At 54.4% G+C, this 24646-nt stretch carries 23 protein-coding genes; 7 read left to right on the plus strand and 16 right to left on the minus strand.

Features of this window, described 5'->3' with window-relative positions:
• The first annotated feature begins 15 nt into the window (after nucleotides 1-15).
• From KI367_RS04475 to KI367_RS04495, 5 genes are read left to right on the plus strand one after another with little or no spacing between them, the layout of a single operon-like run.
• Nucleotides 16-591 (plus strand): class I SAM-dependent methyltransferase, encoded by a 576-nt coding sequence (locus KI367_RS04475; protein ID WP_373316202.1) that lies wholly within the window; start codon nucleotides 16-18, stop codon nucleotides 589-591.
• A complete protein-coding gene (locus KI367_RS04480) occupies nucleotides 584-1219 on the plus strand; it encodes a phosphatase PAP2 family protein (protein WP_052147008.1) in 636 nt (211 codons plus the stop codon). The genes KI367_RS04475 and KI367_RS04480 overlap by 8 nt, the downstream gene beginning before the upstream one ends.
• Nucleotides 1209-1826 (plus strand): DedA family protein, encoded by a 618-nt coding sequence (locus KI367_RS04485; RefSeq protein ID WP_212947877.1) that lies wholly within the window; start codon nucleotides 1209-1211, stop codon nucleotides 1824-1826. Before KI367_RS04480 ends, KI367_RS04485 begins: the two co-directional genes overlap by 11 nt.
• Nucleotides 1823-2521, plus strand: coding sequence for a response regulator transcription factor (locus KI367_RS04490; protein WP_212947879.1), 699 nt, complete (start codon nucleotides 1823-1825; stop codon nucleotides 2519-2521). The genes KI367_RS04485 and KI367_RS04490 overlap by 4 nt, the downstream gene beginning before the upstream one ends.
• Nucleotides 2514-3596, plus strand: a complete 1083-nt coding sequence (locus KI367_RS04495; RefSeq protein WP_246536595.1) for a sensor histidine kinase — start codon at nucleotides 2514-2516, stop codon at nucleotides 3594-3596. The genes KI367_RS04490 and KI367_RS04495 overlap by 8 nt, the downstream gene beginning before the upstream one ends.
• A 57-nt stretch (nucleotides 3597-3653) precedes the next feature.
• Here KI367_RS04495 and KI367_RS04500 read toward each other — a convergent pair whose 3' ends face one another.
• The 3 genes from KI367_RS04500 to KI367_RS04510 form a co-directional block, all read right to left on the minus strand.
• Nucleotides 3654-4574 (minus strand): DMT family transporter, encoded by a 921-nt coding sequence (locus KI367_RS04500; protein ID WP_212947881.1) that lies wholly within the window; start codon nucleotides 4572-4574, stop codon nucleotides 3654-3656.
• Between the two features lie 88 nt (nucleotides 4575-4662).
• Complete coding sequence (locus tag KI367_RS04505) at nucleotides 4663-4875, minus strand: hypothetical protein (protein ID WP_212947882.1); 213 nt, start codon at nucleotides 4873-4875, stop codon at nucleotides 4663-4665.
• Nucleotides 4876-4934: 59 nt separating this feature from the next.
• Nucleotides 4935-6641, minus strand: a complete 1707-nt coding sequence (locus tag KI367_RS04510; protein ID WP_212947884.1) for a WD40/YVTN/BNR-like repeat-containing protein — start codon at nucleotides 6639-6641, stop codon at nucleotides 4935-4937.
• Between KI367_RS04510 and KI367_RS04515 the strand changes: the two genes are divergently transcribed.
• The gene (locus KI367_RS04515) at nucleotides 6622-7170 is read left to right on the plus strand and encodes a hypothetical protein (RefSeq protein ID WP_212947886.1); all 549 of its coding nucleotides are present in this window, start codon (nucleotides 6622-6624) and stop codon (nucleotides 7168-7170) included. The two genes, KI367_RS04510 and KI367_RS04515, sit on opposite strands and share 20 nt — an antisense overlap.
• Here the strand turns inward: KI367_RS04515 and KI367_RS04520 are convergent.
• Nucleotides 7139-8023 (minus strand): LysR family transcriptional regulator, encoded by an 885-nt coding sequence (locus tag KI367_RS04520; RefSeq protein ID WP_212947888.1) that lies wholly within the window; start codon nucleotides 8021-8023, stop codon nucleotides 7139-7141. The two genes, KI367_RS04515 and KI367_RS04520, sit on opposite strands and share 32 nt — an antisense overlap.
• Before the next feature lie 142 nt (nucleotides 8024-8165).
• On the opposite strand from KI367_RS04520, the gene KI367_RS04525 reads away from it, so the two are divergent.
• Nucleotides 8166-9185, plus strand: a complete 1020-nt coding sequence (locus KI367_RS04525; RefSeq protein ID WP_212947890.1) for an alpha/beta fold hydrolase — start codon at nucleotides 8166-8168, stop codon at nucleotides 9183-9185.
• 228 nt (nucleotides 9186-9413) lie between these two features.
• On the opposite strand, the gene KI367_RS04530 is transcribed toward KI367_RS04525, so the two are convergent.
• The 12 genes from KI367_RS04530 to KI367_RS04590 form a co-directional block, all read right to left on the minus strand.
• Complete coding sequence (locus tag KI367_RS04530) at nucleotides 9414-10007, minus strand: sensor histidine kinase (protein ID WP_246536596.1); 594 nt, start codon at nucleotides 10005-10007, stop codon at nucleotides 9414-9416.
• Between the two features lie 23 nt (nucleotides 10008-10030).
• The gene (locus KI367_RS27080) at nucleotides 10031-10234 is read right to left on the minus strand and encodes a hypothetical protein (RefSeq protein ID WP_246536597.1); all 204 of its coding nucleotides are present in this window, start codon (nucleotides 10232-10234) and stop codon (nucleotides 10031-10033) included.
• A 104-nt stretch (nucleotides 10235-10338) separates the two neighbouring features.
• The gene (locus KI367_RS04535; protein ID WP_212947892.1) at nucleotides 10339-11304 is read right to left on the minus strand and encodes an ABC transporter permease; all 966 of its coding nucleotides are present in this window, start codon (nucleotides 11302-11304) and stop codon (nucleotides 10339-10341) included.
• Between the two features lie 319 nt (nucleotides 11305-11623).
• The gene (locus tag KI367_RS04540; protein ID WP_212947900.1) at nucleotides 11624-12502 is read right to left on the minus strand and encodes an MBL fold metallo-hydrolase; all 879 of its coding nucleotides are present in this window, start codon (nucleotides 12500-12502) and stop codon (nucleotides 11624-11626) included.
• Nucleotides 12503-12564: 62 nt separating this feature from the next.
• Nucleotides 12565-13311, minus strand: coding sequence for an MFS transporter (locus KI367_RS04545; protein ID WP_212947902.1), 747 nt, complete (start codon nucleotides 13309-13311; stop codon nucleotides 12565-12567).
• Nucleotides 13308-13778 carry an MFS transporter gene (locus tag KI367_RS04550; protein ID WP_212947905.1) on the minus strand — a complete coding sequence of 157 codons (471 nt, stop codon included), beginning with the start codon at nucleotides 13776-13778 and terminating at the stop codon, nucleotides 13308-13310. Before KI367_RS04550 ends, KI367_RS04545 begins: the two co-directional genes overlap by 4 nt.
• 28 nt (nucleotides 13779-13806) lie before the next feature.
• The gene (locus tag KI367_RS04555) at nucleotides 13807-14853 is read right to left on the minus strand and encodes an ArsR/SmtB family transcription factor (RefSeq protein ID WP_212947907.1); all 1047 of its coding nucleotides are present in this window, start codon (nucleotides 14851-14853) and stop codon (nucleotides 13807-13809) included.
• Between the two features lie 313 nt (nucleotides 14854-15166).
• Entirely contained in the window at nucleotides 15167-18214 is a 3048-nt protein-coding gene (locus tag KI367_RS27090) for a DUF4855 domain-containing protein (protein WP_246536598.1), read from the minus strand.
• Nucleotides 18215-18564: 350 nt separating this feature from the next.
• Entirely contained in the window at nucleotides 18565-20169 is a 1605-nt protein-coding gene (locus tag KI367_RS04575; RefSeq protein ID WP_246536599.1) for an S-layer homology domain-containing protein, read from the minus strand.
• 216 nt (nucleotides 20170-20385) lie between these two features.
• Nucleotides 20386-21981 (minus strand): alkaline phosphatase family protein, encoded by a 1596-nt coding sequence (locus KI367_RS04580; RefSeq protein WP_212947909.1) that lies wholly within the window; start codon nucleotides 21979-21981, stop codon nucleotides 20386-20388.
• A 144-nt stretch (nucleotides 21982-22125) separates the two neighbouring features.
• The gene (locus KI367_RS04585; protein ID WP_212947911.1) at nucleotides 22126-22686 is read right to left on the minus strand and encodes a GNAT family N-acetyltransferase; all 561 of its coding nucleotides are present in this window, start codon (nucleotides 22684-22686) and stop codon (nucleotides 22126-22128) included.
• A 37-nt stretch (nucleotides 22687-22723) separates the two neighbouring features.
• Nucleotides 22724-24448: a proline--tRNA ligase gene (locus KI367_RS04590; RefSeq protein WP_212947913.1), complete on the minus strand. Its 1725-nt coding sequence runs from the start codon at nucleotides 24446-24448 to the stop codon at nucleotides 22724-22726.
• Nucleotides 24449-24646: the final 198 nt, after the last annotated feature.

Consider the following 24646-nt stretch of genomic DNA (forward strand, 5'->3'; position numbering starts at 1 on the left):
GAGAGAAATCCGATGATGAAGCATATCCAAGAAAAAATGCTGTTTCTGTACAAATTTTCGCAGGCGCCGAAACAAATCGGCAGCGTGACGCCGAGTTCGGCTTTTTTGGCCCGGAAAATGCTTGAGGCGGTCGACTGGCGGCAAACCCGGCATATGGCCGAGCTCGGCGCGGGAACCGGCGCGATTACCAAGTACATTGACGCTTATAACGTCAACCGGACGAACGTGATGTTATTCGAAAAAGATGCGGTGCTCCGCGGCGGATTAACCAGGGATTTCCCCCGTTTTGCGTGTTACCCCGATGCCTGCCGGCTTCGGGAAGCGCTGCGGGCCGAGGGTGTCGATCGGCTGGATTGCATATTGAGCGGCCTGCCGTTTTTTAATTTTCCGCAACGGCTTCGCGATCAGCTGATGGACGAAATCATGGGTTCGCTAAAACCCGGAGGTTTGTTCATCGCCTTCCAATATTCGCAGCAAATGAAAAAGCAGCTCGGCACGTTGTTCGACATCGAGCATGTCCATTACGTCCCGTTGAATATTCCCCCGGCATTTGTGTACGTTTGCCGCAAGCGATATGATACGTATGAATAAGAAGCTTGCAGCCTATCTGCCGCTTGGATGGCTCCTGGCCATTCCCGTCTTGAACGTGTTTTACGGCTTGCTCAATCATGGCGGGGCCGATACGGCCCAATTGATCACCGAATGGGACCGGCGGATTCCTTTCATGCCCGTCTTCATTATCCCGTACCTGATCTGGTACCCTTACGTCTTTTTGATGTTCGTCGTGTTTTTCAAGAAGGACCGGCGGGTTTACTACCGCAGCTTAACGTTGACCTGCATCGGCCTCGCCGTCTGTTATGGCTGCTTTTATCTGTTCCAAACGACGCTGCAGCGGCCGGAAATCGGCGAAGGCGGCGTGCTGAATGCGCTTGTCGGCTTCGTTTACGCGACGGACGCGCCTTACAATTGCTTTCCGAGCATTCACGTCCTGACCAGCCATATCGTCCTGAAAGCGGCCTTCCAGTGCAATCCGGGCAAGCGCTTAAAAATAGCCGCATTCGTCGTCTCCTGGATGATCATCGCCTCTACGTTGCTCGTCAAACAGCATGTCTTGGCGGATGTGGCGGGGGGCATCCTGTTGTCCGAATTGCTTTATTACGGGATCGGCAGGAACCTATTCAAGGATGAAAAAAAGGAGCGTGCAGCCTATGAATGCTGATACGCTGCTTTCCTTCATCGGGCATTTTGGTTATGCCGCGCTGTTTTTTGCCCTGTGGCTTGGCATCGTCGGCATGCCGGTTCCCGACGAAGTGATCGTCATGACCGGAGGGGCTTTGACCGCAAACGGTTTTCTTCATGTGCTCCCCGCCTTCATGCTCACCTATCTGGGAGTCGTCTCCGGGTTATCGTTAGGTTATGTGCTCGGCCGGTTATTCGGGAATACGGTGCTCGAGCGGCTTGGCCGGAAGAAAAACAAAAAAAAATACGCCGACTTTTCAGAGGCGCTGGTACGCAAGTATGGCAGCTTCGCGTTATGCATAAGCTATTTTTTCCCGGTCGTGCGCCACGTCATGCCGTACGTCGTCGGGCTGCACCGTATGCCGTTCCGGAGATACGCGCTGTTCTCTTTTGCGACGGGAGGGATATGGACGGCGATATTTTTCGCCGCAGGACGTTTCGTAGGAGATCACGCGCAGGCGGTCGGCGAGCTGGTTTACCGTTACGGTTTGCTGCTGGCCGGCGTCTCGGTTGCCGCAGTTGCCATTGCGGTGGTCGTTCGTCATCTATTCAAACCAAACCATTCGAAAGGAGATCGTTCGCTTTGAACCATACCGTGCTGGTCGTTGACGACGACCCGGAAATTCGCGACGTGGTGCATATTTTTCTGCGCAACGAAGGGCTTCGCGTGTTCGAAGCCGAAGACGGCCTCAAGGCTTTGGAGCTGCTCAAAAACGAGGCTGTGGAATTGATTGTTTTGGACGTGATGATGCCCCATATGGACGGGATCAAGGCATGCCTCAAAATCCGCGAAACGATGAATATTCCGATCATCATGCTTTCCGCCAAAGGCGAAGACATCGATAAAATTACGGGGCTGACGACGGGAGCCGACGATTATGTCTCCAAACCGTTTAACCCGCTTGAGCTGGTGGCCCGGGTGAAGGCGCAGCTGCGCAGAATCAAGCTGGCAAGCGACGGCGGCAGCCAGTCCCAATCCGGCGGTGCGATCATCGAAATCAACGACCTGATCATCGATAAAAGCCGCCATGTCGTGACGGTCCGCGGCAAGCAGGTCTCGCTGACCCCGATCGAATTTTCGATCCTGGAACTGATGGCCAGCCACCGCGGGCATGTATTCAACGTGGAAAAAATCTACCGCGGCGTCTGGAAAGAAGACAAGTTTTTATCCGACAACACGATCATGGTTCATATCCGGAACATCCGCGAAAAAATCGAGGACAATCCGCGGGAACCCCGGTATATTAAAACGGTCTGGGGAGTGGGATATAAAGTTGAGTAAAGAGTTTCTTTCGTTCCTGGCCTCCTTTCTGACCGGAAAAAAGAACATCCGGGTCCGCATGTTTTGGGCCGCTGTCCTGAGCTTTATCCTGATGATTGCCTTCTCATGGATCCTGGCTTATTTTACGATCAATTTGGGGGATCTGGGGCCGGTCGGGAGTTTTGCGTTTTTGGTCGTGACGTTTTTGTTTTTCTTTTTTATGCTGACGCGGCCGATCGTGCGGTATTTGCGGACGTTGGCCGACGGCCTCATGACGATTGCGGGCGGAAATCTCGACTACCGGCTCCCCGCGTCCAGCGAAGACGAGCTGGGGGAGGTCGCCAAAAGCATCAATTTCATGGCGGAACAGCTGCAGGAAAAAATGGATCTGGAGCGGCGGAGTGAGCAGTCCAAAATGGAGCTGATCACGGGCGTCTCCCATGATTTGCGCACGCCGCTGACCAGCATCATCGGTTATTTGAACCTGCTGAAAAATGACGATTATACGAATCTTGAGGAACATAAACGCTATATCGACAATGCGTACAACAAATCCCAGCAGCTGAAACAGCTGATCGACGATTTGTTCGAATACACGCGGTTAACGAGCGGCGCGGCAAACCTGAGCTTAACCAAGATGGACATGGCCGCATTGCTCGAGCAAATCATGAACGAATTCGAACCCATCGCGCAGGAAAATGCGCTTTCGGTGCGTTTGGTCCGGGACCCGGGGCCGATGTACGCGTCCATCGATACGGAAAAAATGGTCCGCGCCATCGATAACCTGTTAATGAACGCGCTCAAGTTTTCGTTTAAGCCCGGCGATATCACGGTGCGGCTTTTGGAAAACTCCGGCCACATTTATTTCGCCGTCGAAAACGTCGGCAAGCCGATCGCGAAAGAGCAGGAAAAGCTGTTGTTCGAACGGTTTTACAAGGCAGACCCGTCCCGCAGCGAATATCGCTCCTCCCCCGGGGCCGGCCTCGGGCTGTCCATCGCCAAAAACATCGCCGAACTGCACGGCGGGCGCATCGGCCTTAAACATCGCAACGGGCACTTCACTTTTTTCATCGAGCTTCCCCGATGGTCCGAGTAGAAGTGCCCGCATGCAGGCTTTTTGCGCAGGTTAAAAAAGCTCAAGGCCGATGCTTGCCTATGCCGATTTTAACGGTTCGGCGGCCCGTTTGTCTTTCGGCTTCCATTTGAAACGGTCGGCGTTCAGAAACACGATCAATCCGAAAATGGCCAGCATGCCGCCGACGATCTGGAACCAGGTCATTTGTTCGCCGAGCAGCAGAAACGCAAGCAGGCTGGACCCGACCGGCTCGCCCAGGATGCTCATGGAAATGGTCGTGGCCGAAACGTACTGAAGCAGCCAGTTGAACAGCAAATGGCCGAATACGGTCGGCACGACGGCCAGCAGCGCGAACATCGCCCAGTCCTGTCCGGGATAGTCCGTAAAAGAAATGCCGCAAACGGCGTTATACACGGCGAACACGACCGTTGCGGACAAAAACACGACAAAGCTGTACACATAAGAGGAAACTTGCTGCACCACTTTTTGGCCGATCAGCATATGCACCGACACCGCAAGCGTGCCGAACATCGACAGCAAATCGCCGAGCAGGTTGTCGCGGGAGACGCCGATGTCTCCCCAGCCGATCAGCACCGCCCCGACGATCGCCACGCCCATGCCGGCCATGGCGACCCGCGACGTCCGTTCCTTGTAGATAAAAAAAGCGCCGATGACGATAAAAACCGGCTCCAAGGCCAAAATAATGGTCGAGCTGGATACCGTCGTCAGCTTGAGCGAACCCATCCACAGCAAAAAATGCAGCGCCAGAAAAAAACCCGAAGCAAACAGCATGAAGAGCTTTTTTCGGGTCAATGACTTCAGCTCCGCCAGATGGGGGCGGATAAACGGGAGCATCAGCAGCGCGGTCATCAGCAGCCGGTACATGCCCTGGATCGATGCGGGCGCCGAAGACCATTTGACGAAAATGGAAGAAAACGAAACGGCGATGATGCCGATAACCAAAGGGATTCCGGTTGGAATGGGTGCGTTTTTTTTCATGATGTTTCCTTTCCCGTAACGGTGATCACAACAATCCATTGTATCACGGCCGTGCGAAAGCGGCTATCCCGACATTTTTCCCTTCCACTTAGCCAAATTGTTTAACCATTACGGAGATCAGGCCGACCACGATAAATAACGCGCCGCCGAATATCCCGGCTTCCCCTTGATAACGGATCTCGTGCGGCTTAATTTCGGTTTTGGGCGTACGCCTCAAGAAACGAAAGAGCCCGGAGTCCGGTTTTTTGGCGTCATACAGCCCCAGCAGAATCATGATGATGCCGATCAAAATCATAACCATGCCTTCATCTCCTATCGCTTTGGTTGAATCGGGCAACCGTAGCGTTCATTCCCAAGATATTATAGCAAAATTTCCCAGGTTAGTCCTCCGTCCTTCGTTTCCGCAATCCCGCCGTCATAGCGAAGCCAACCGTGTTTCGGGTCCGCAAACCAAACGCTTTTCGCCCCGCTGATCCCGGACGCCGCAGGAATAGGACGGTCCGTCCATACCTTTCCGCCATCCGACGTCGTTAACAAATGCACCGCATCTCCATCGGAGCGGAAATCCTCAAAAACCACCACACCGTGAAGGTAATCGGAAAAGCCGATCGCTTCCGGATACCAGCCCGCCGGCAAAGCAAGCACTTTTTGCCCCGCCTGTTCTCCCGTCAAACGCAACAATGCGGGGCCGCGTTGCCGGTCTCCTTCCTGAACGGCCCATCCCTCCGAGGTTGAAGAAAAATACATTTGCGTTCCCAAACCGCCGCCGACGCCGACGCTCGATGGTTGCCAGCTGGCTCCGCCGTCCATCGTTTTCAGCAGCGTGCGATGGGGCTCATGCTCGCCGTATGCAATGACGTACCCGTCCATCCGATTGATGAAGCTTGCTTTTTCAAGCCGCACGTATCCGTCGATCCGGCCCTGCACGTTCCAGCTTGTTCCGCCGTCCACGGTTTGCAGCACCGCGTTGTTGTCCAGCAGCGTGCCTACGGCATAGCCATGGGAAGCGTCGACCATGGAGACGTCGCCGGTCGGCCGCACCGCCGGATAAACTTGCTTCCATGTCATCCCGCCGTCCGCGGAATGAAGCAGGAAGCCCGACTCATTGATGCCGTCCGCGGCAGCCCAAATGTCCTTCGCGCTTACCATCTGCACCTGGTTGACGGCAACGGCACGATTCGGCGCCACGCTCGCAAAGCTTTTGCCCCCGTCATGGGTGATCCATATCCCGCCTTCGATCGGGCCGGCGCCCGGGTGAAGGGACATCACTCCCGTATGGGCATCCGCAAGCCGAATATCGGTTGGCGTCGGGCGTCCCGTGCGCTGCGTGCTCATTTTCGCCCAATGTTTGCCTCCGTCCGTCGTCCGGTACAGCTCTCCGCTCAATATGCCTTCTTCGTTCGTCAGCAGCCAGCCGGTGCGTTCGTCCTTAAAATCGATGCCCAAGCTCGACAGCGGCGAATGTTCCCCTGTAAGCTCCAGCTGCTTCCGCCAGGTTCGGGCGCCGTCCGTCGTTTTCAAAACGGCAAGCTTTCCCGTATCCGATCCGACCGTCCCCGCCACGTAACCGGTCCGCTCGCTTGGAAAGCTCATATAAAGCGGAATGAAATGGTTGATGCCGAACGAAACCTGATCGAAACGAACGCCGCCGTCGCGGGTAACGTACAGACGGCCGTTGGCAAGCATCATCCCGTTTTTCGGGTTGTCGAAGGACAATCTGCGCATATTCGTAAACACATGGCTGTTGTCTTCCTGCGAGGCGGCCTTCCATAATGTCGTCCAGGTGTCCCCTCCGTTTTTCGTCCGGATCAGCCGGATGGTTTTGCACACGGTTGTGCCCTTGGCGCTGCATCCTTCCTGAATAAGGCTCCAGCCGTTTTGCCCATCCGAGAAATCAAGCCCCAAAACAAGCTCGCCCGGCAAAGGTTTCTCCTTCCAATGCGCGCCGCCGTCGGTGGTGGAAATGAGCGACAGCGATTCCGCATATGCCTGCTTGACGGCAAAACCGGTATCGCCGTTGACGAAATCGACCACCGGAAGCTCAAACGTGCTTGAACGGTTGATCATTTTCACGGGATCTCCCTTTTGCAGGACGGCTGTGCCATCTGAACCTATTTTTGAAGCTTTTGTCTCAGGCACGGCATGGCTGTCCGCTGCCGCCGCTTTTGCCGGCAAAACCGTTCCCTCGTTGCCGGATGCGGCCATGATGCCGGAACCGGTGCGTATACAGCCTGACATCAACATCGCTGAAATAAGCAAGGCGGAGCCCGTTTGGGCAAGCCGCGTCATTTTTCTCATGATAAACCTCCTTAACGCCCCGTTGGATAAAAATGCCTCCTCCATTATAAAGTCGTCCGGGAGACAAGATGTTAAGGTTTCGTTGCAATCCGGAGTCAATTTGTTCTTTTTTGTCCAACATGAGGATTTACAAACACTGCAAAAAAGAGGCAATGAAGCATTCATTACAAAAAAACCGCCACCACAGAACGTGGTGACGTTTTTGTACGATATAAAGCCTAGGCGGATCGAACCCCCGGCCTCATCGCTTCAAGTGGAACGTCCTTTCAAGCAAGAACTTCCCTCGCTGCTTCTATGAACGATAACATGACGGGCGAAAGCCATTTGTCTTTATGCCATGACATCTGTGTATATACGTGAAGGTCCGGAATTTGCCATGGAAGGGCAACCAGATCGCCCCGTTCAACTTCGGTTTTCACTACGATTTCAGGAAGAAAGGCAATGCCGATTCCCGAAATCGCGCATTGTTTAATGGCTTCCGCACTTTGAAACTCCAAATACGTAATACTATCCATGCCCTCTTTCTCAAATGACCGGTCAAACATGGTTCGATAGGGACAACCCTTTTCATTCGTCAGGAACACTTCCCCGTGAAAATCATCCAGCTGCAGCACCGTTCGTTGGGCAAGCGGGTGGTCCGGAGCGGCGAAAAGGCGGAAAGTTTCTTCCAGTAAAGGCTCCACTGCAAGTCCGTTCGAGCGAATGGGCTCATCCAGCATAAAGACGACATCCGCGCTTCCCTCAAAAAGCGATTGCTTGAGCTCCAGATTGGGAACGGAGCGGAAGATCAGGCGAACTCCCGGATGCTGCGCTCGAAATCGTTGAAAAACAGCCGGCAAACGATAGACGCAAATCACCTCGTTCGCGCTGATCGTTAGGGTGCCGCTTAGCACTTCGTTGTCGTGAACGGCGCTGCGGGCTTCGTCCAATTTTTCCAGAACGCTTTGAATCTGGGTTAAAAAGCGTTTCCCCGCATGCGTGAGAACAAGCTGTTTCCCCAAACGGTCAAAAAGACGCACACCAAGCTCATCCTCCAATGCTTTGATTTGCATCGTGACGTTGGAGGGGACGTAGTTCAGCGCTTCCGCAGCCCGACTGAAATTTAAAGTGGATGCAACCGTACGGAACGTAACCAGTTGGCGCAATTCCATCATACGATCCCCCTTCAACTTTCAATTTTATTGAATACTAATATGAAAATCATTCACTTTTACTGAGAGTATCACAGATCTATACTAACAACAAGAAATACATTCTTAAGGCATGGTTCATTTTGAAGGGAGAGGCTGTACGATGGATTATGAGATTTTTGATTTGGGCGACGTAACCTTGCAATCGGGAGTGACATTGCCGGGCGCTTTTCTGGCTTATAAGACTTATGGAACATTGAATGAAAAAAAGGATAATGTCATCGTCTATCCAACCGCTTTTGGCGACACGCATGTTCAGAATGAATGGTTGATCGGAAACGGCCTGGCTCTGGATCCGCAAAAGTATTTCATCATCGTTCCAAATCTGCTGGGCAACGGATTGTCTTCGTCTCCCAGCAACATGCCTTCGCCATTCGACCGGGCGAATTTTCCGCAGGTAACGATCTATGACAACGTTCGATTCCAGCATCGGCTGGTGACCGAAAAATTCGGCATTCAAAAGATCGCTCTCGTCGTCGGATGGTCCATGGGAGGCATTCAAGCATTCCAATGGGGAGCCAGTTATCCCGACATGGTGGAACGAATTGCGCCTTTCGCCGGCGTTGCCAAGACCTGGCCCCAAACCTACGTGGTCCTGGAAGGAATGAAAGCTCCGCTCATGGCTGCAGTCGGCTTCGATTCCAGCAAGCTCAACCGGTTGACCTCAGCAGACATGCGTGCTGTTGGCCGTGTTTATGCGGGGTGGGGCGTATCGTCAGCATTTTACAGAGAGGAACTTTATCGTAAGATGGGATTTGACTCCTTGGCTGATTTTATGGTCGGCGTCTGGGAGGACAGCTTTATGCAGATGGATCCGCACAATGTGCTGGCCATGTTATGGACGGGCCAACATGCAGATATTAGTGCAAACCCCACTTATAACGGAGATTTCGATAAGGCGCTGGGAAGCATTAAAGCGCAAGCCTGCGTTATGCCGGGAAGCACGGATCTCTTCTGCCCGGCGGACGATAACGAATACGAGGCAAAGCGTATACCGAATGCCGAATTTAAACCGATCGAGTCGGTTTGGGGCCATTTTGCCGGCCGCGGAATCAATCGTAGCGACAATCAGTTTATTGATGATAACTTAAAACGCTTGTTGGCAACTCGTAGGAACGGGTAAAACATGAGGACCTGTTCCCGAATTGTCACTGCTCGCATGAATGAATGATTGCATTATGAGGCCACCAGAACTTGCTGGTCTATCTCGAATCATAATATATACAGACATAGAAAAGCCTTTAAACACTTGGAAATCCTTGTGTTTAAAGGCTTTTAAGTTATAGGGCCAAGGGATCGCCCTCTAGCTGCCTCCTTACTCCTACGACTCGCCCTACAGCCGTCGCCGGTTTCACTGCCCTTTTGCTTTTTTCCAGCGGCAGACGAGCATCAACTTGTCACCGTCCAGTTCGGCCGTCAGCGTGCCGCCCATGTTGTTCATCAGGCTTTTGGCGATCGGAAGGCCAAGCCCGGATGTTTGGGCCGATCGGGCACGGTCAGCCGTATAGAACCGGTCAAACAAAAGGTTAACGTCGCTCCCGGCCAGTTCCTTCGCATCGTTAATAATGGTCAAGTCTACGGTCTCCTGCTGCAGTTCCAACCGGATGTCCACCTGACCGGAAGCATACTTGGCCGTGTTGGCAAGCAAGTTCTCAACGACTCTCCGCACGGCCGATTCATCGGCGTATACGGACGCATTTCCCTCGGGCAGCCGTATGTCAGGTGTGATGCCGCGTTCGTTAAACGCATCGTAAAATTCGACCACAATGTCGGAGATCAGGGCGGTCAACCCAAGCTTTTCGGTTGTCAGCGGGTAATCCGGCGATTCGATCACGGACAGCTCGAAAAAATCGTTTAATAACGACTGCAGGCGTTTGGTTCGATTTTTCACGACCGCGATGTATTCGAGTTTCTCTTCAAGCGTTATGTTTTCCGCCTCCAACAACTGGATATAACCGAAGATCGAGGTTAACGGAGTACATCATGGGATATATTCGCTGCCGCCTGCCGAAATTCGTTTTCGATCCGTCTTCGATGGACTTCCGCTTCTACGATGAAATGAGACTGACGATTGATTTGCCCGGCAAGCGCTTCGAGCTTCGGGTCGAATAGGGCGATGTCGATTTTTTTGCCGGTGACCCCTTCGTTGTAGCTTCGCAATTGCTCCGTCATCCGCCCTATTTCCCTCCTCAGCATCCATAAATGGACAAGCAGGAAAGCTGCTGCCGCCATGGATAGGATCGTCAGGACAAGCAGCACTCTCCTCACTCCCATCATTATTTGATATCTTTTCGCCGGAATACGAAAATGCCCAGCATCGCGCATAACGCAATTGTCAACAACGGCACAAGCAGGAGCTCGGGCCAATCTCCGCTATCGATGCTCGGTTTGCTGATGTCCCCAACCAGCTTGAAAATGGAATCATCGTACAACTTGCGAAAAAATTCAACCTTCGAACCGATGCCGGCCAAAACGATATCGATCATCAGAAAGAAAATGATGGAAACCCCGATCGTTTTGCCGCTGTCCGTCAGGATGACCGCGAACATCGCCCCAATGGCCGCGTAGGCCGCCGTATACAGCAGCGTTAAACCAAGCACTCTAGGTATGAAAAACTCACTGCTTTCCGCCGGTAAATGGCCAAAACCCGACAGCAACGTCACTTCCACTGTACTCACGATTGGAAAAACAAGAGATACCACCATGGAACCGACTGCGAATCCGATGAGTTTGGCCGCGAACAGCCGCCCTCTTGTGTTGCCCGACGAAGCGATCGTCTTCATGATACCTGCCGCGTACTCATTGCAAATGAAAAACCCGGCCAACACAGCGACGCCGAATTTAATAGCGTAGACATTGCTTGCAATAAAGGTGCTCAGAAACTGCGCTCCCGTGAATTGCGGCTCTCCGCTGGAGCGATGATCAAAATAATATAACAAGGGGTAAGCAAGCGAGACCACTGCAAGTGCAACCAGCAGCGTCCAGAACGATCTGTTTTTGTGAAGCTTAAAAAACTCGGCCCGGATCAGATTAAACATGCGGATGACCTCCAATCCGCTTTGTAAAATAACTTTCCAAGTCATCCCCCATGGGCGTAAACCTCTCAATTTCCAGGCCCGCCGTAAAAGCGCAGACGAAATTTTACTTGGATGCTCAATACCGTTGTATAATTTGATGGCCCCATCCTGCATCACTTCGAAATCGGTTGTGGCAGCATCAAATCGAGAAGCAACATGCTCCATCGGCGCTGCTCTAGGTAAAGAAGCGTTTCTGTTCCGGAGTAAGCCGGCTGGGGGATATAACCGCTTTTCTTAATAATGCTGCAAAGCAATCGGCTGATATCGTTGTCGTCCTCGGCAACAAGAATATGTATCGGATTGTTCATGAAGTGCTCCTTCGCTATCTTTCATGTTTCTATGGTTATGAATCGATATTACCACCAGATTTTCGCCGGTTCTACCATATTTATGAATTGAACCTCCCTTGTTTCCGCAAAAAAAGAAGCCTTTCGGGATGATCTGCCGCTGCCGCTCCCTTAGGCTCCGATGTCGATTCTTTAATTTAATGCTTCTTGCCGTCTTTCCCGGGAACGTATTTCCCGTAGTCGGGCACGGCGACCTCGTCGAAATGGGCAACAAGCGCTTGGAGCCCGTCCGCCAGCTCGTCTCCGGAAACGGCCCTGCCATGCCCCGTGACCGCGCAGCTTGGCTTCAGGGCTTCCAAGGTTTGTACCGATGTTTTGGCCGCAGCCCAATCGGTCGTAAAATAACGCGGCGGCCCGCTGATCTCCATCTTCTGCGTTAATACGCTATACAGCCGATCCTGGCGTACCGTTACGAACGCGTCGCCCGCGATCAAGAGCCGGTCCCGTTCGCGGAAAAACGACACATGTCCCGGGGCATGCCCCGGCGTATGCAGCCAGCGGAATTCGTTCAGCCCGGGAACCGTGCCGTCGTCCGGAAGGGGGCGAACCCAGGAGCCCAGGTTCAGCGGCTCGTTCGGAAAAGCGAAAGACATTTTCGCCAGCAGCCCGCCTTCCACCGACCAATCCGGTTCGGGGTAACTTCGTTCTCCCGTAAGGAAAGGCAGCTCCTCCGAATGGGCATAGACCGGAACCTGCCATTCGCGGACCAAATCCACGAGGCCGCCGACATGGTCAAAATGCGCATGGGTCAACAGGATCGCCTCCGGCCGGGAATGCGGGCCAAAGCGCTGCCGGGTCATTTCCAAAATGTCGCCCGCCGATTCCGGCATTCCCGCGTCGATCAAGACGAACGAGTCCTTCCCCGGCGTGCCGACCGCCACGAGATTTACGATTTGGCTCGTATAAGCATAAACGTCTTCCCTGATTTCAACGCCTTTACCGCTGGCAACCGAAAATGCTGGTATGTAATGGTAATCTTCGCCGCCATGAATGTGCTCATTGTTGGTGGTATCCATCGTTCAGACCTCTTTTCATCATTATGCCTGTCTTATGGATAGCTTGTGAAAAACGGAAAAGTTTATTCTTTGGCGGCGGCCGCCCTTCTTTTTTGCGCCGCGGATCTCCAATGAAAGAGCGCCGCGGCCCCGGAAACGGCACAGATCAGCAGGCCTACGGAAAGGAAAAGCGCCGGCAAGCCGAAGGCGGACGCGCAGTAAGCTCCGTACATCACGCCAACGGGCGTGGCCGCCCGCTGAAGCAGCGACTTCATGGAGAGGACCTGTCCTAAAAGCGACGGCGGGACCGTTCGGTAATATAGCGTGCTGCTGTACACGTTCCAAAAGGGCATGGCCGCACCGGCCGCCGTTTCGATGCAGATCGCCGCTGCGATATTCGTCGTCATGCCAAGCAGGATATAGGTCATGCCGCCGGCAAACAGCGCAGCGCTCATGACGGCAAACATATAGGCTCCCGGCTCGCTCAGCCGGCCTGCCAGAACGGTTCCGCACACGTATCCAAGCGGGAAAGCGGCGGAGAACCATCCGTATTCCAGCGGTCCGCCGCGCAGCGTTTCCGTGACGTACGGCAAATACATCACTTGCGTCGCAAATACGCCGAAACTCGTCACCGAAACGAGGAACGCAAGGGAATACAGCACGGTATTCGACCGGTATACCCGGATTCCCTGCACGAAGCTGTTTTTCCAGGAACGGCGCTCTTCGGCTGAATGAGCTTCCTCCACGATCCGTGCCGTGGAAACCCATGACGCCAAAAACAAAAACGCAAGCAGAGGCAGCAACGTTTCAGTTGAAACGACGCCCGTCAAAAAACCGGCTGCCGGCAGTGCCGCAATCTTGCCAGCTGTCCCAAGCCGGACGAGGCCGCATTGACGCGAACCAGCTTGTCCGCCTTGGCCAGCTTCGGCACGATCGCTCCCGCGGCGGCGTCGTAAACCTGCAGGGAGCCGATGAACGATCCGGCCATGATAATCCACGCTTCCTTTTGGCCAGCCGTCCACATCACCCACACCCATACGTAAGCAGCTCCGCGGATCGTTTCGGATATCCTCATGACGCTCACGCGCCTCCACCGGTCGATCAAAGGGCCTGCAAGCCACTGCACCAGCCATTGTCCGGACAAGCTGAGCAGCCATAACCCGCCCATCGCCGCTTTCGAGCCGGTCCATTCGTAAAGCATCCAGGATAAAACAAACGTGCCCGCCGTTGCCGCAAAAGCCGAGCGCATCTGATCCACGCACAGCCAGACGAGGCTGCGGTTCCATGTATCGCCCACCGGATCATTTCCCCTTCGAACGGAAATTTCACTCCTTCAACCCCAAAAAATCGCGCAGCTCGCCTGCATGATGGTTCAGCGAGTCCCGGTTCCAGGCATAGCTGCCTCCGTTAACGCGCACCAATCCCGCGCTGCGAAGTATCGCCAAATGATGATGGGCGTTTGTTTTGCCGATTCCAAGCAGATCGGTAAGCTCCTTTAGGGACCGGTCCTGCTCCGAAATCAGCTTCAAGGCCCGCAGCCGTTTTTCGTCTCCCAGCGCCTTATATAACTGGACCAGCCGGCCCGGAGGCTCGTAAGGATCGGCCTGGTCCGCCATGCTCGATTCGCTGACGGGGTAATAATAAATTTGCGTACCTTCCATGTTTGCTTCGATCGTCCATGGCCGATAGATGACGTGCGGAATCAGCAGTACCTTCGTTACGCCCGCTTCCGGCTTGTATTCGACCCCGGCGGCCCGCAGCACGACTTCTTCCGGCGAACAGCTTGCGAGCCATGCTTTTTTCTCGGCCAAGTCCCGTTCCAATATCGCCTTGCTTTCAGCGGCGTCCCTGCCTCCGATTTCTTTCTCCCACAACCGGAGCAAGTTCGTGAGATGGCGCTTTAGTCCGCCCGCTCCGTACCGGCCGACCGCATGAATCATGTCCGGAAAAAACGCATGGTCCTTGCACGCCCCGACCAACGCTTTTGCAGCTTCCTCGCTTCCGCGGGCCGCTTGCCGCCGAACCTCGTTCCACTCGGACTCCAGATAGGGAAGCACGATAAAGTTAAAATCTTCATCCTTCAGGGACCGTACTTCGTCGCCAAAGCGCTCGGCCGAATCGAACGCAACCGCATGAAGCAGCTGAAGCAGCATTTTCCAGGTTTGATGTTCTTGGCAAAAATCAAGCTCCCGCCGAAGTTCGGCCGATGCCTCTGCCCGCAACCGCTGCCAAAACGCCGCAGGTTTCTCCATCGTCCCATGAAGCTTGGGGTATGTGATCGCCGCGATGCCCAGCGCATACTCAAAGAGCAGCGAAGCGGCCAGCTCCACCCCGTAGGTATTCCGTTTAAATGACGCATCAAAGATATGCATGCAGCAGCTCTCCTCTGATCTGGGTTTCCACCTGACTTGAATTACCACTATTCTATATTTATAGAATATATTATTCAATATATTTTTAACATGTAGTCCAAAAAAATTGTTCGTCCACCTGTCGGCAACGCCTAAAACCATGGAGCGCCCGCGGAAATAACCGCATGCGTCCATGGTTTTAGGCGATGAAGCGAGTTTCGTCTCTTGACGTGCCGCGACGGATGTTGTCGCGGAAGCGCCGGCGACCGGCGTCGAAAAAATCGGAATCGGGCCGCCTCTCATCGAATCCTGCGCTCGCCCGGGAAATGTACGCTTAACCCTTTTTGTTATACTCGAACGTAATCTTCACGGGTTCCTGCATCCCTTCCATCAAAAGATAAGCATCGCACGTTCCCTTTAAATTGCCGGTAAGTTTGATCGCAAACTCAAAACTTCCCGATGCCGTGCTGGTGGTTTCTCCCTCATAGCGAACCTTCCCTTTGGAGTCGACCACTTTCAATTGGACTTTGGACCGGCTGCCGTTCATGACGAGGCCGTCGATCGTCAATTTCTTTGCGTCCGGATCCACCACGGCTCTGGCGCCGTCGATTGGAGGGGCCTCGCTGCCTCCCGCAAGGTTGTATACGCCGAACTCGTAGAAGGAGTACCCGTAATCGGTATTTCTTTCAACGCCTTGGAACTTGACGTATCTTGCTTTGACGGGATCGAAGCGGACGGTCTCCTTGCCGTCATGCGCCGTGATGACGCCGCCGTTGTCCTTGACTGCGCTGGTCCAGTTCTGTTTGTCGTCACTGACTAAGATCTTGTAGGTTTTGGCGCGGGCGAATTCCCAGTCGATTCGGACGGTATCGAACGCTTTGGCTTCGCCAAGATCGATCTGGAGCCAGCTGTCATTGACGTAATTGCTGGCCCAGCGTGTAGATGGGAAGCCGTCCACCGCATTTTCCGGGGCAAGCTTCGCACTTGAGCCTTCGACGGAAGAAGCCGATGCCGGTTTGCCGGCGGCCAAATTCCCGACAAGGTTGTACACCTCTTCCTTCAGCGCGGAAGACGCCGTATCGGAAACCGCCCGTTCGGCAGCCAATTGATCCAGCCGTGCGTTAAAGCCTCTGACGTATATTTCGAACCGGGCCGTATCCGTCCCTTCATACCGTTTCATCAGATCCGCGTAATTGAGCAGCGACCGCGGACCTTCTTCGGTCGTAAACTGTTTCTGCTCCGCGAACCGGTTCACATGCGTTTTCATCGTATCGGCATTCGCCGCCGCGTTGATGATGTAAGTCGTCGTCTTGGATTTGGCCGCGGCTACGGTAACGTCCAGCCGATGTTTGCCCGGTTTGCCCGTCAGGTCGATCGGCGTTCCCGAAGCGTATGGCTTGCCGTCGAACAGGGCCGTTACTTTCGTCAATCCGCTGCCGTCATCGTCCTTGACTTCCCAGGTCAATTGGATCGTTTCCGTATCCGGTACGACCGTCTCCCCGTTTAACCTCTGCCCGTTGACGAATACGTTTGCCTCCGGCGGCGGGCTATTGTTGATGACGTACGTTCCGTTCACGTATTGGTACAGCCAATCATACATCAAACGCAAGCTTGAATCCTTGCTCACCGCCAAGTTGTAAACGGCATTATTGCCTTGGTAATAAGCCCTAAAGCCATTCTGCATCAAGCCGGTTTCGGCGCCGCTGTTCAAATAATCGATAAAACGTTCGCGGAAGACGCCGTCCGTCAGCATCCGGTCATCAAATTCGACCTCGTTCGACATTCCATACTGTTTGGCCATATTCGCTGCATCCTCCAAACGGTCGATGTCCATCCCGCCGAAGAAATAGTTGGGCTGAAGCGCCGCGGCATCAAATCCTACGTCTTTCCACATGAAGCTTTTGTATGCCAGGGAGTGCGGAATCCAGAAAAATTTCAGGTTCATGCCGTGAACCTTGCCGCTCACCGATTTCACCAATTCCGGCCCCGTAGCGCTTGTGCTGATTTGCTCTTCAAGCCAGTACATGCCGACAAGCTCCAGATGGGAATAATTCGCCTCCTGCCATCGTTGCCGGACTTGATCCAGCCACCATTGCACCGCTTTTTCCCGGTTTTCGAACGCTTTCGCTTCGCCGACGTCGGAGGCGTTGAAGCTCTCCGGTACGCCGTCGCCGTCAATGTCGCCGAAATGGCTCAAGTATTCGCCGGGATTCGGAATCATCAGCACGACTTTCATTTTGCGGTCCGGCTGGTTCAGCTTGCCTCCGACTTCCTTGGTAGCTTCATTCAACTGCTGCATATCCCCCGCGGACGCAAACGTCTTATCCAAATACCATTTCCAGTCCTCCAGGATCGTTTGCCCCAAGCCGAAATCCCGGCCGGCAGGCGAAGCGAGCCCCAGATACAAAACTCCGTCAAAAAGCCAGTCGACAGGTTCGCCGTCCGTATTCACGTAACTGATGTTCGGGATAATCCGTTCCTTGTTCCAATCGCCTAAACCGCCGTCATACTGTCCGTTATACAGCAGATTCAGGTTCCGGATCCCTGCCGTCGCTTCGCCCGGCTCCAAAAAACGAGGCTGATCGGCAGGAACCTTTACCGCCCCGTCGACCTGGCCGTCCGTTCCCAAAATTTCGATTTCGTCAATGTATTCCCAATGCGTAGGATGCATCGTAAAGGTAACCTTTACGTAACGGGCATAGGCCAGCTTGCCGTCCGTATCCCCGCCTTTGATCCCGTCCCGGCTGCCGTCCCATTCAAAGGTCTCCTGTCTGGGCGGGCCTTCTCCCCAGAGCAGCTGGGTCGCGTTATGGGAAAGCAGCCCCCAATTCTCCTTATCGTCGGATACGTACATTGATACGGTCAACGGCACGAGAATCGAGTTTGCCGGATAATCCTGTAAAAAGTGGGCTTTGATTTTTCCGATCGACTTTTCTTCGCCCAAATCGAACACAACCTCGCGCGTTTTCCCGCGCACATGTCCGACCCATGCAGGATCGTTCATATCCAGCTTGCCGTATTTGCCGTCCGTCAGCTTGTTCCCGCCATCGGGACGGGAAACGTCCGGCGCCTCGGACCATTCATATGTAAGACCCGCAGCGAGATTGCGGAGTTTCGTTTGATCCTCCGAGGCCGGAGCCGCCGGGTCGGTGGCCTGTGGATCGGAGACCGTTGCCGGATTCGCTCCCGGCTGCCCGGCATCCGCCGGCTGGTCCGGCATGGATGACGGATTCACTGCCTCATTGCCTTCCGCTGGGCCTGCGTCTCCCGCCTGCGCGATGGTTGCGGACGGAACAGCCGGCTCTGCCTGCGCCGCGGAAAGCGTGGCCGTCAGCAATGCGGCGGCGATCAGCGCGGAACCCCAATTTTTTTTCGAATTCATCATGTTCAGCTCCTTTATTTATGTTGGAGTACAGAAATGCTGCAATCGTACAAACCTCTTCTGTTTCGGGTGACGCTCAGCCTATCCCCTCCCTTCGCGCCATTCGTCGCCAAGCGTTTTGAAAGCACTTTCAATGACTTTACTGTAGGGAAATTCAGGAGCGATTCAAAGAGACAATCATTGACTTCCCGTATACACTTGTTTACTTTGCTGCTTGTTAACGGATAAGGCCGCTTTTTTAACCGCCGGCATGGGAACGTCTTTTCCGTTTGCCTGCAGGCAAGGACAAAAAAAGCCCCGACCGAAAACGGTCGAAGCCCAAAGCTTATATAGGTTTAAAATGGTTCTTTTTAATACGAGGCGTAACGGACGGCATTTCTCAAACTCGGCCAAATATCGTCGGTTTCGGCGCCCATGTACCAGTACGCATAACCCGCTATGCCCCGCTTGGCGGCCATCATCGTTTTCAGGCCGAGGGAACGTCCGTCTTCCACCCAAATCCGGTGCTCGATTCCCTGCCCTGAATATCTGACCACATATTGGCCGATCTCTTCATCCCATAAGCGGTTATAGGCCACGGAACGAATCCGGTAGCCCTGCTGGATCAGCGTCAAATCCTCGGACGTAACCCCGGTCGGCAACAGCGTCCAATCCCTCGTATAAAAAGGGAGCGCCAGAATGGTTTTTTTCGCCGGAACGACGGAAAGCATCCGGTTCAAAGCTTTTTGCACCCATGGAAACGAGGAAACGGAACCTGCCACGGGATCCGAGGACCAATGTTCGTCGTACCCCATCAGAACCACGTAATCCGCATATCTGCCGAGCGCTTCATAATCGAAGGCTTCGGTCCAGTCGGTGCCGAGGTCCGGGGAAACGTCGATCGACAGCACGGCTCCGGCCGCCCGCAAACTCGTTCCGAGCTTGGAAACGAAAGCCGTAAGCGACAAACGGTCCTCCGGGCTTACGTTTTCAAAATCGACGTTAATGCCGGACAATCCGTACGTTTTTACATAGCCCGTAAGCTTCTTGATGACGGCGGCCCGTTTGTTTTCATCCGACAGGATCTGATGCGTCAGGGCCGAATCCGAATGGTTTCCGAGCATGGCCCACACCTTTTTGCCGTTCTGCTTGGCCCAGCTGGACAGGCTGCCGTCCGCATGGCTGGAAACCGGGACCGATCCGTATTCGAGAAAAAACCACCGGGGCACCAGCGTGTTCACGGTGCTGTTGTTGACCTGCTCTTTAAATTCGGAGGTCGTTAATCCGTTTTGCCAGCCAAGCTGGAGTCCCATGTTCGGCGTCGCATGGATAGCCCGGGACCAAACCTTGTCCTTGAGCACCCTGTCCAGCACGGCGGCCGTTTCTTCGCGGGTCATGGCGTCGGAAGGACGGAATTTGCCGTTTGCTCCGCCCATCAGTCCGAGCGTTTTGGCGGCTTGCACGTATGGGGCGGCCCAAGGAGCGATCCGATCCGCGTCCGCGTAATTCAGGCTGCTGCCGGAGTCGCTTCCGGGATCGACCTTGAGGGCCCGGACGATAAGCACGGCGGCTTCCTGCCGCGTAATGCGTGCCGACGGCTCGAACTTGCCGGCGCTTTTCCCCTCTACGATCCCAAGCTGGACCGCCGCTTCAACCCAGCCGTAATACCAGCTTTTCGCGGCAACGTCGGCAAACGTCGGCATGGCGGCATCCACGGGCGCAAGCTTGAGCAAACGGTCGGCCATGGCGGCAAATTCGGCGCGCGTAACGTTTTTTTTCGGTTCGAATTTCCGGTTGCCCGTGCCGTTGACGACCCCCTCCTTGACCAGCTCCAGAATGTCGTTTTTGGCAAAACTGCCGGCAATATCGTCAAACGGCAAAGAAGCAGCAGCGGCTGCTGCCGAAGCGTTGGCGCAGGAACCCAACACGATGGCCGCTGCCGTCCAGGCGGCTAAAATAGGTTTACGTTTTTTCAACAGGACTGCCTCGCTTTTTTATGTTTTCATAGAATAATTTCATAGCATCGTTTCCTAGCATATGCATCTCTTCTATCCTATCAAAAAATAGCTCCGGCGTAAGATTCTAAATATTGGCAAACAAAAAAAGGCCCTAACGCCTTGTCCGGCGTTAAAGCCTTTCTACATGCATCTTCATTCATCAACGGGGAGTTCGAACACACACCCGGGGCGAGATCACCGCCGTTCATTGGCCAACTGCATAATCCAGTCCTTGAAGTCCACGATGCGCAGCGTTTTGGGCCGGATATCGGTTCCAGAGACGATCACCGGGACGAGCGAATCCTTTTCGTGCAGGGAGCCATGCGAACCGCCGCCAACATGCGTAAGCGAGCTTTCGCCTACGAGTTCGTATCCGGGTTCCGCGTTTGCGACAACGTACCTCCCTTCATGGGAAAACATCGCCCCTTGCAGCCTTGCCAACGCATCGGGATATTTCCCGTAAACGATCCGGTTGCCTGTGATCTTCATATCGGCGATGCGCGGATCGCTGGATAACGTCCATGTCTGCCCGTATTCGTCCTTGTAGGATCCGCCCGGCCGGAATCGCAGCGTCCCCCCGCTTTTTCCGGAGATGATCCGTATGGCGGACCCCTCTTTAAAGGCGATCATATCGAGCTTTGGTTCCCTGCTCAAGCGCGCTGCGACCTCCGATACCTTCACTCGGGGATCAAGCGCGTATACATAAGCCATGCGTTCGTTCGTGGAAATCAAAATTTGGTCCCCGGAAGATACCGGCCGGTTCAATCTTGCGATGCGGAAATCTTTTAATAATGGGATCAATTCAATCGTTGCCTGCCCACGGTCACCGTAAACCCGGCTTTGCCCGCTGTCCCCCATCACGATCCAGATCGCTTCCTTGACGGCCCGCTCCCACGAACCGAAAGAGCTTAGCGCTTCCTGAAGCGCTTCATCGGCCCGTATGATTCCTTGCCGTTCGTCAGGGCCTTTTCGATGCACCCTATTGTCGTTTTCCGGAAAATACGCGACCGTAACCGCCGGGAGACGGTGCTGCCGGACGAGATAAGCCAGATCCTGCGCGGTAAATCGATCGTTCATCCCGAATTTCTTCCAAAGATAGGTGTTGCGTGCGTTATCCGGGTCCAATCGGGCCAATGCCGCATAGGAAAAAAGCTTGGGTCCCGTGATCCGGAGTTGATCCGGCACGTCTTTGGCCAGTTTTAAAAATGGGGGTACCTTCAGGACATGCTCCGTTCGGCCCCGGTAAATGACCCCGTTAATGGAGGCGGTATCTTTGCCTTGGTCGGCCAGTTCCTCATGGATGGTTTTCGTTTCCTTGCTCAAATGCTCCTGGTTTAAATGGTACACCGCATCCATGAACACTTGAACCTGATCTATTTTCATCGCTTCTTTGATGCCGTTGCCGTAAAAAACCATTCGTTGCTCTTTGCCGTCATACCATACAAGCCCGGGCACATGATGCCCATCGGCATATGTTCCCGTCAGCAAGGTGCTGTCGATCGTCACCGACATGGTGGGAAACGAACTGACCACCTGCGGAATCAGCTCTCCTTTTTGCAGCAGGAATTCCATCGCAGGTGCGGATTTTTGCCGGATCGCTTCCCGCAGCGGCTTTTCCATCAATGAATCGACGATGACCAAAATGACGGGTTTCGTTTTCCCGGCCGAAGCCGTATGAAGCTTAGATGGATTGGATTCCGCCGTTTTCGGGTGGATGTGCGACCCGCAGCCCGCAACGAGGAAAGTGAAACAGATGGCCAACATGATGCGCATGCAAAGTTTTTTCTTCATCGGGCGACCTCTCTTAATAGTCCTTTTTCCCGATTAGGGTTCCTTGTTTTGCGCAATCTATCCGGCATTCGGCGGAAAACGGTTACAGCGGAAAGCGACAAAATAACCCGTCTCCAAGGAGCCCGGGTTATTTAACGGCTTGGTTTACAGCGATTTGACCATGTGATAATAGATATGGCCGTTGATCGTAATTTCTTTGTCCACTTCATAACCAAGATGAAGGTACAAGGAGTAGGCGCGCGTATTGTCCGTCACCACGGCCATGGCGATTTTGTCGTACCCTCGCTCCCTCGCTTTTTCTTCCGCGGCCTGGATGAGCTTGGTGCCGATCCCTTGACCGCCGAATTGCGGGGATACGGACAACGTGTCGATGTAATATTCGTCTTCGTCCGACTCTTTGTCGAGCTTGAGCGTCGGATCGTTTTTCAGCTTGCGCAGCCGTTCCAGAATCGGACGGTCCAATTCCTTGATTTCATCCCCGCCGTAAGCGACGACGACGCCGGCGACCTTCCCTTCCGCTTCTTTTACGATCGCCTGTTTATGGGAGAGCCTCCCCTCGTCCGAAGCGAAATATTGCTCCAGCACCGCAACCGCGTCTTCTTCTTTTTCTTCCCCCGTCAGTTGATGCGCCACATCATGCAGGGCGTCGTACAGCAATCTTGCCGCCTCTTTCGCGTCTTCGCGTACCGCAAGTCGAATCGTCATGTTTGTACTTCCTCCATTAAAACCTTTGTCTCTTCCATTATAGCCGCCCTTCGGCGGAGGAACAAATCGCGCCGATCCGCCGGACCGCTTCATCGATACCGATCTGTTCCTTTGGATTCCCTTCCAACCGGTTCTGCCATTCCACATTGCCCTCTGCCGCCGATTTTCCGGCGATGATCCGCAGCGGGGCCCCGATCAGGTCCGCATCCTTGAATTTGACGCCCGGGCGCTCGTCGCGGTCATCCAACAACACGGCGATTCCTTTGCTGCGGAGCTTATCGTAAAGTTTGGCCGCCACCCCATACTGCTGTTCGTCTTTGGCCGATACCGGAATGACGTGAACCTGGAACGGAGCGAGCGACAACGGCCAGACGACGCCGCTGTCGTCGCCATGCTGTTCCGCTACCGCCGACATCAGGCGGGAAACGCCGATGCCGTAGCACCCCATGATCATCCATTCTTCCTTCCCGTCTTTATTCGTATAAGTCGCACCCAGGGACCGGCTGTATTTGGTCCCCAGCTTAAACACGTGTCCGACTTCGATGCCGCGGCTGAACATCAGCCCTTGCCCGCAGCGGCAGCAGCGATCGCCGGCTGACGCGTTCCGGAAATCGCCGATCCGGTCGGCCTTGTAATCCCGCCCCAAAACGAGATGACGGACATGGTAATCTTTCCGGTTTGCGCCGGCTATCCCTTCGTGAACGGCTGCGGCGGCGCGATCCATCATGATCGGGATACCGAGGCCAACCGGTCCTGCAAAGCCATGGGGCGCACCCGTCAGCCGCTCTACGGTCTCCGCATCGGCCAACTCTGCGCGGGATGCGCCAAGCTCATTTTTCAGCTTGAATTCGTTGACCTCATGATCTCCCCTGACCACCACCGCCACCGGCCTGCCGTCAACCAAATACAGCATCGTTTTCAAAATCGCTTGCGGCCTTGCTCCCAAAAAAGCGCATACCTCTTCGATCGTTCTCGTCTCCGGCGTATATACCTCTTCGGGTTCGGGAACGGAATCCCGAAGGCGGACTCCGGTTTCCGCTTCGAGGAAAACCGCCTTTTCGAGATTGGCGGCATAGTCGCAGGAAGAACAGGTCACGATCGTGTCTTCCCCGATATCCGCAAGGGCCATAAACTCAAGCGTTTCGCCTTCCCCGCCGATCGAACCCGCTTCGGCTTCGACCGCCCGAAAACGCAAACCGCATCTATCGAAAATGCGATGATAGGCGCGAACCATCGCTTGATAATTTTCATCAAGCCCTTCCCAATCCGCATCAAACGAATAGGCGTCCTTCATCAGAAATTCGCGTCCCCGGAGGAGGCCGTAACGCGGACGGCGTTCATCCCGGAACTTCGTTTGGATCTGGTACAGCCGGAGCGGCAGTTGCCGGTAACTGCCGGCTTCGGCGGCGACCAACGAAGCGATGACTTCCTCGTGCGTCGGACCCAACACGAAGCCGCGCTCGTGCCGGTCCTGCAGCCGGATCAACTCCGGTCCGTATTCCGAATACCTCCCCGATTGCTCCCATAACTCCGACGGCTGCATCGCCGGCATCAACAGTTCGTCGAAACCGGCTTCGTTCATCTCCTCACGGATGATCCTTTCCATATTCCGAATGACGCGATGCCCAAGCGGCAAAAAGCTGTATATGCCTGCAGCCGTTTGCCGGATGTAACCTCCCCGAAGAAGCAGTCGATGGCTCGCGGCCTCCGCTTCGGCCGGGGCTTCCCGGAGCGTCCGCAGCAGCATGAGCTGTTGTCTCATTTTTTCATCTCCTTCACAAGTGTGGATGCCTATCATGGAATGCAAAAAAAACACATCCGTCCGGACAAGGGACGAATGTGCTCGTGGTACCACCCTATATTCAATAGCCCGTCAGCAGTCATGCGATGGACGCATGCGGACTATCCTTTATGGTCGACATAACGGGTTAACCCGGCCTGGAATGAACCGAACCTGCAG

The organism is Paenibacillus cookii (assembly GCF_018333375.1).
Taxonomy (GTDB): Bacteria; Bacillota; Bacilli; order Paenibacillales; family Paenibacillaceae; genus Paenibacillus_AQ; species Paenibacillus_AQ cookii.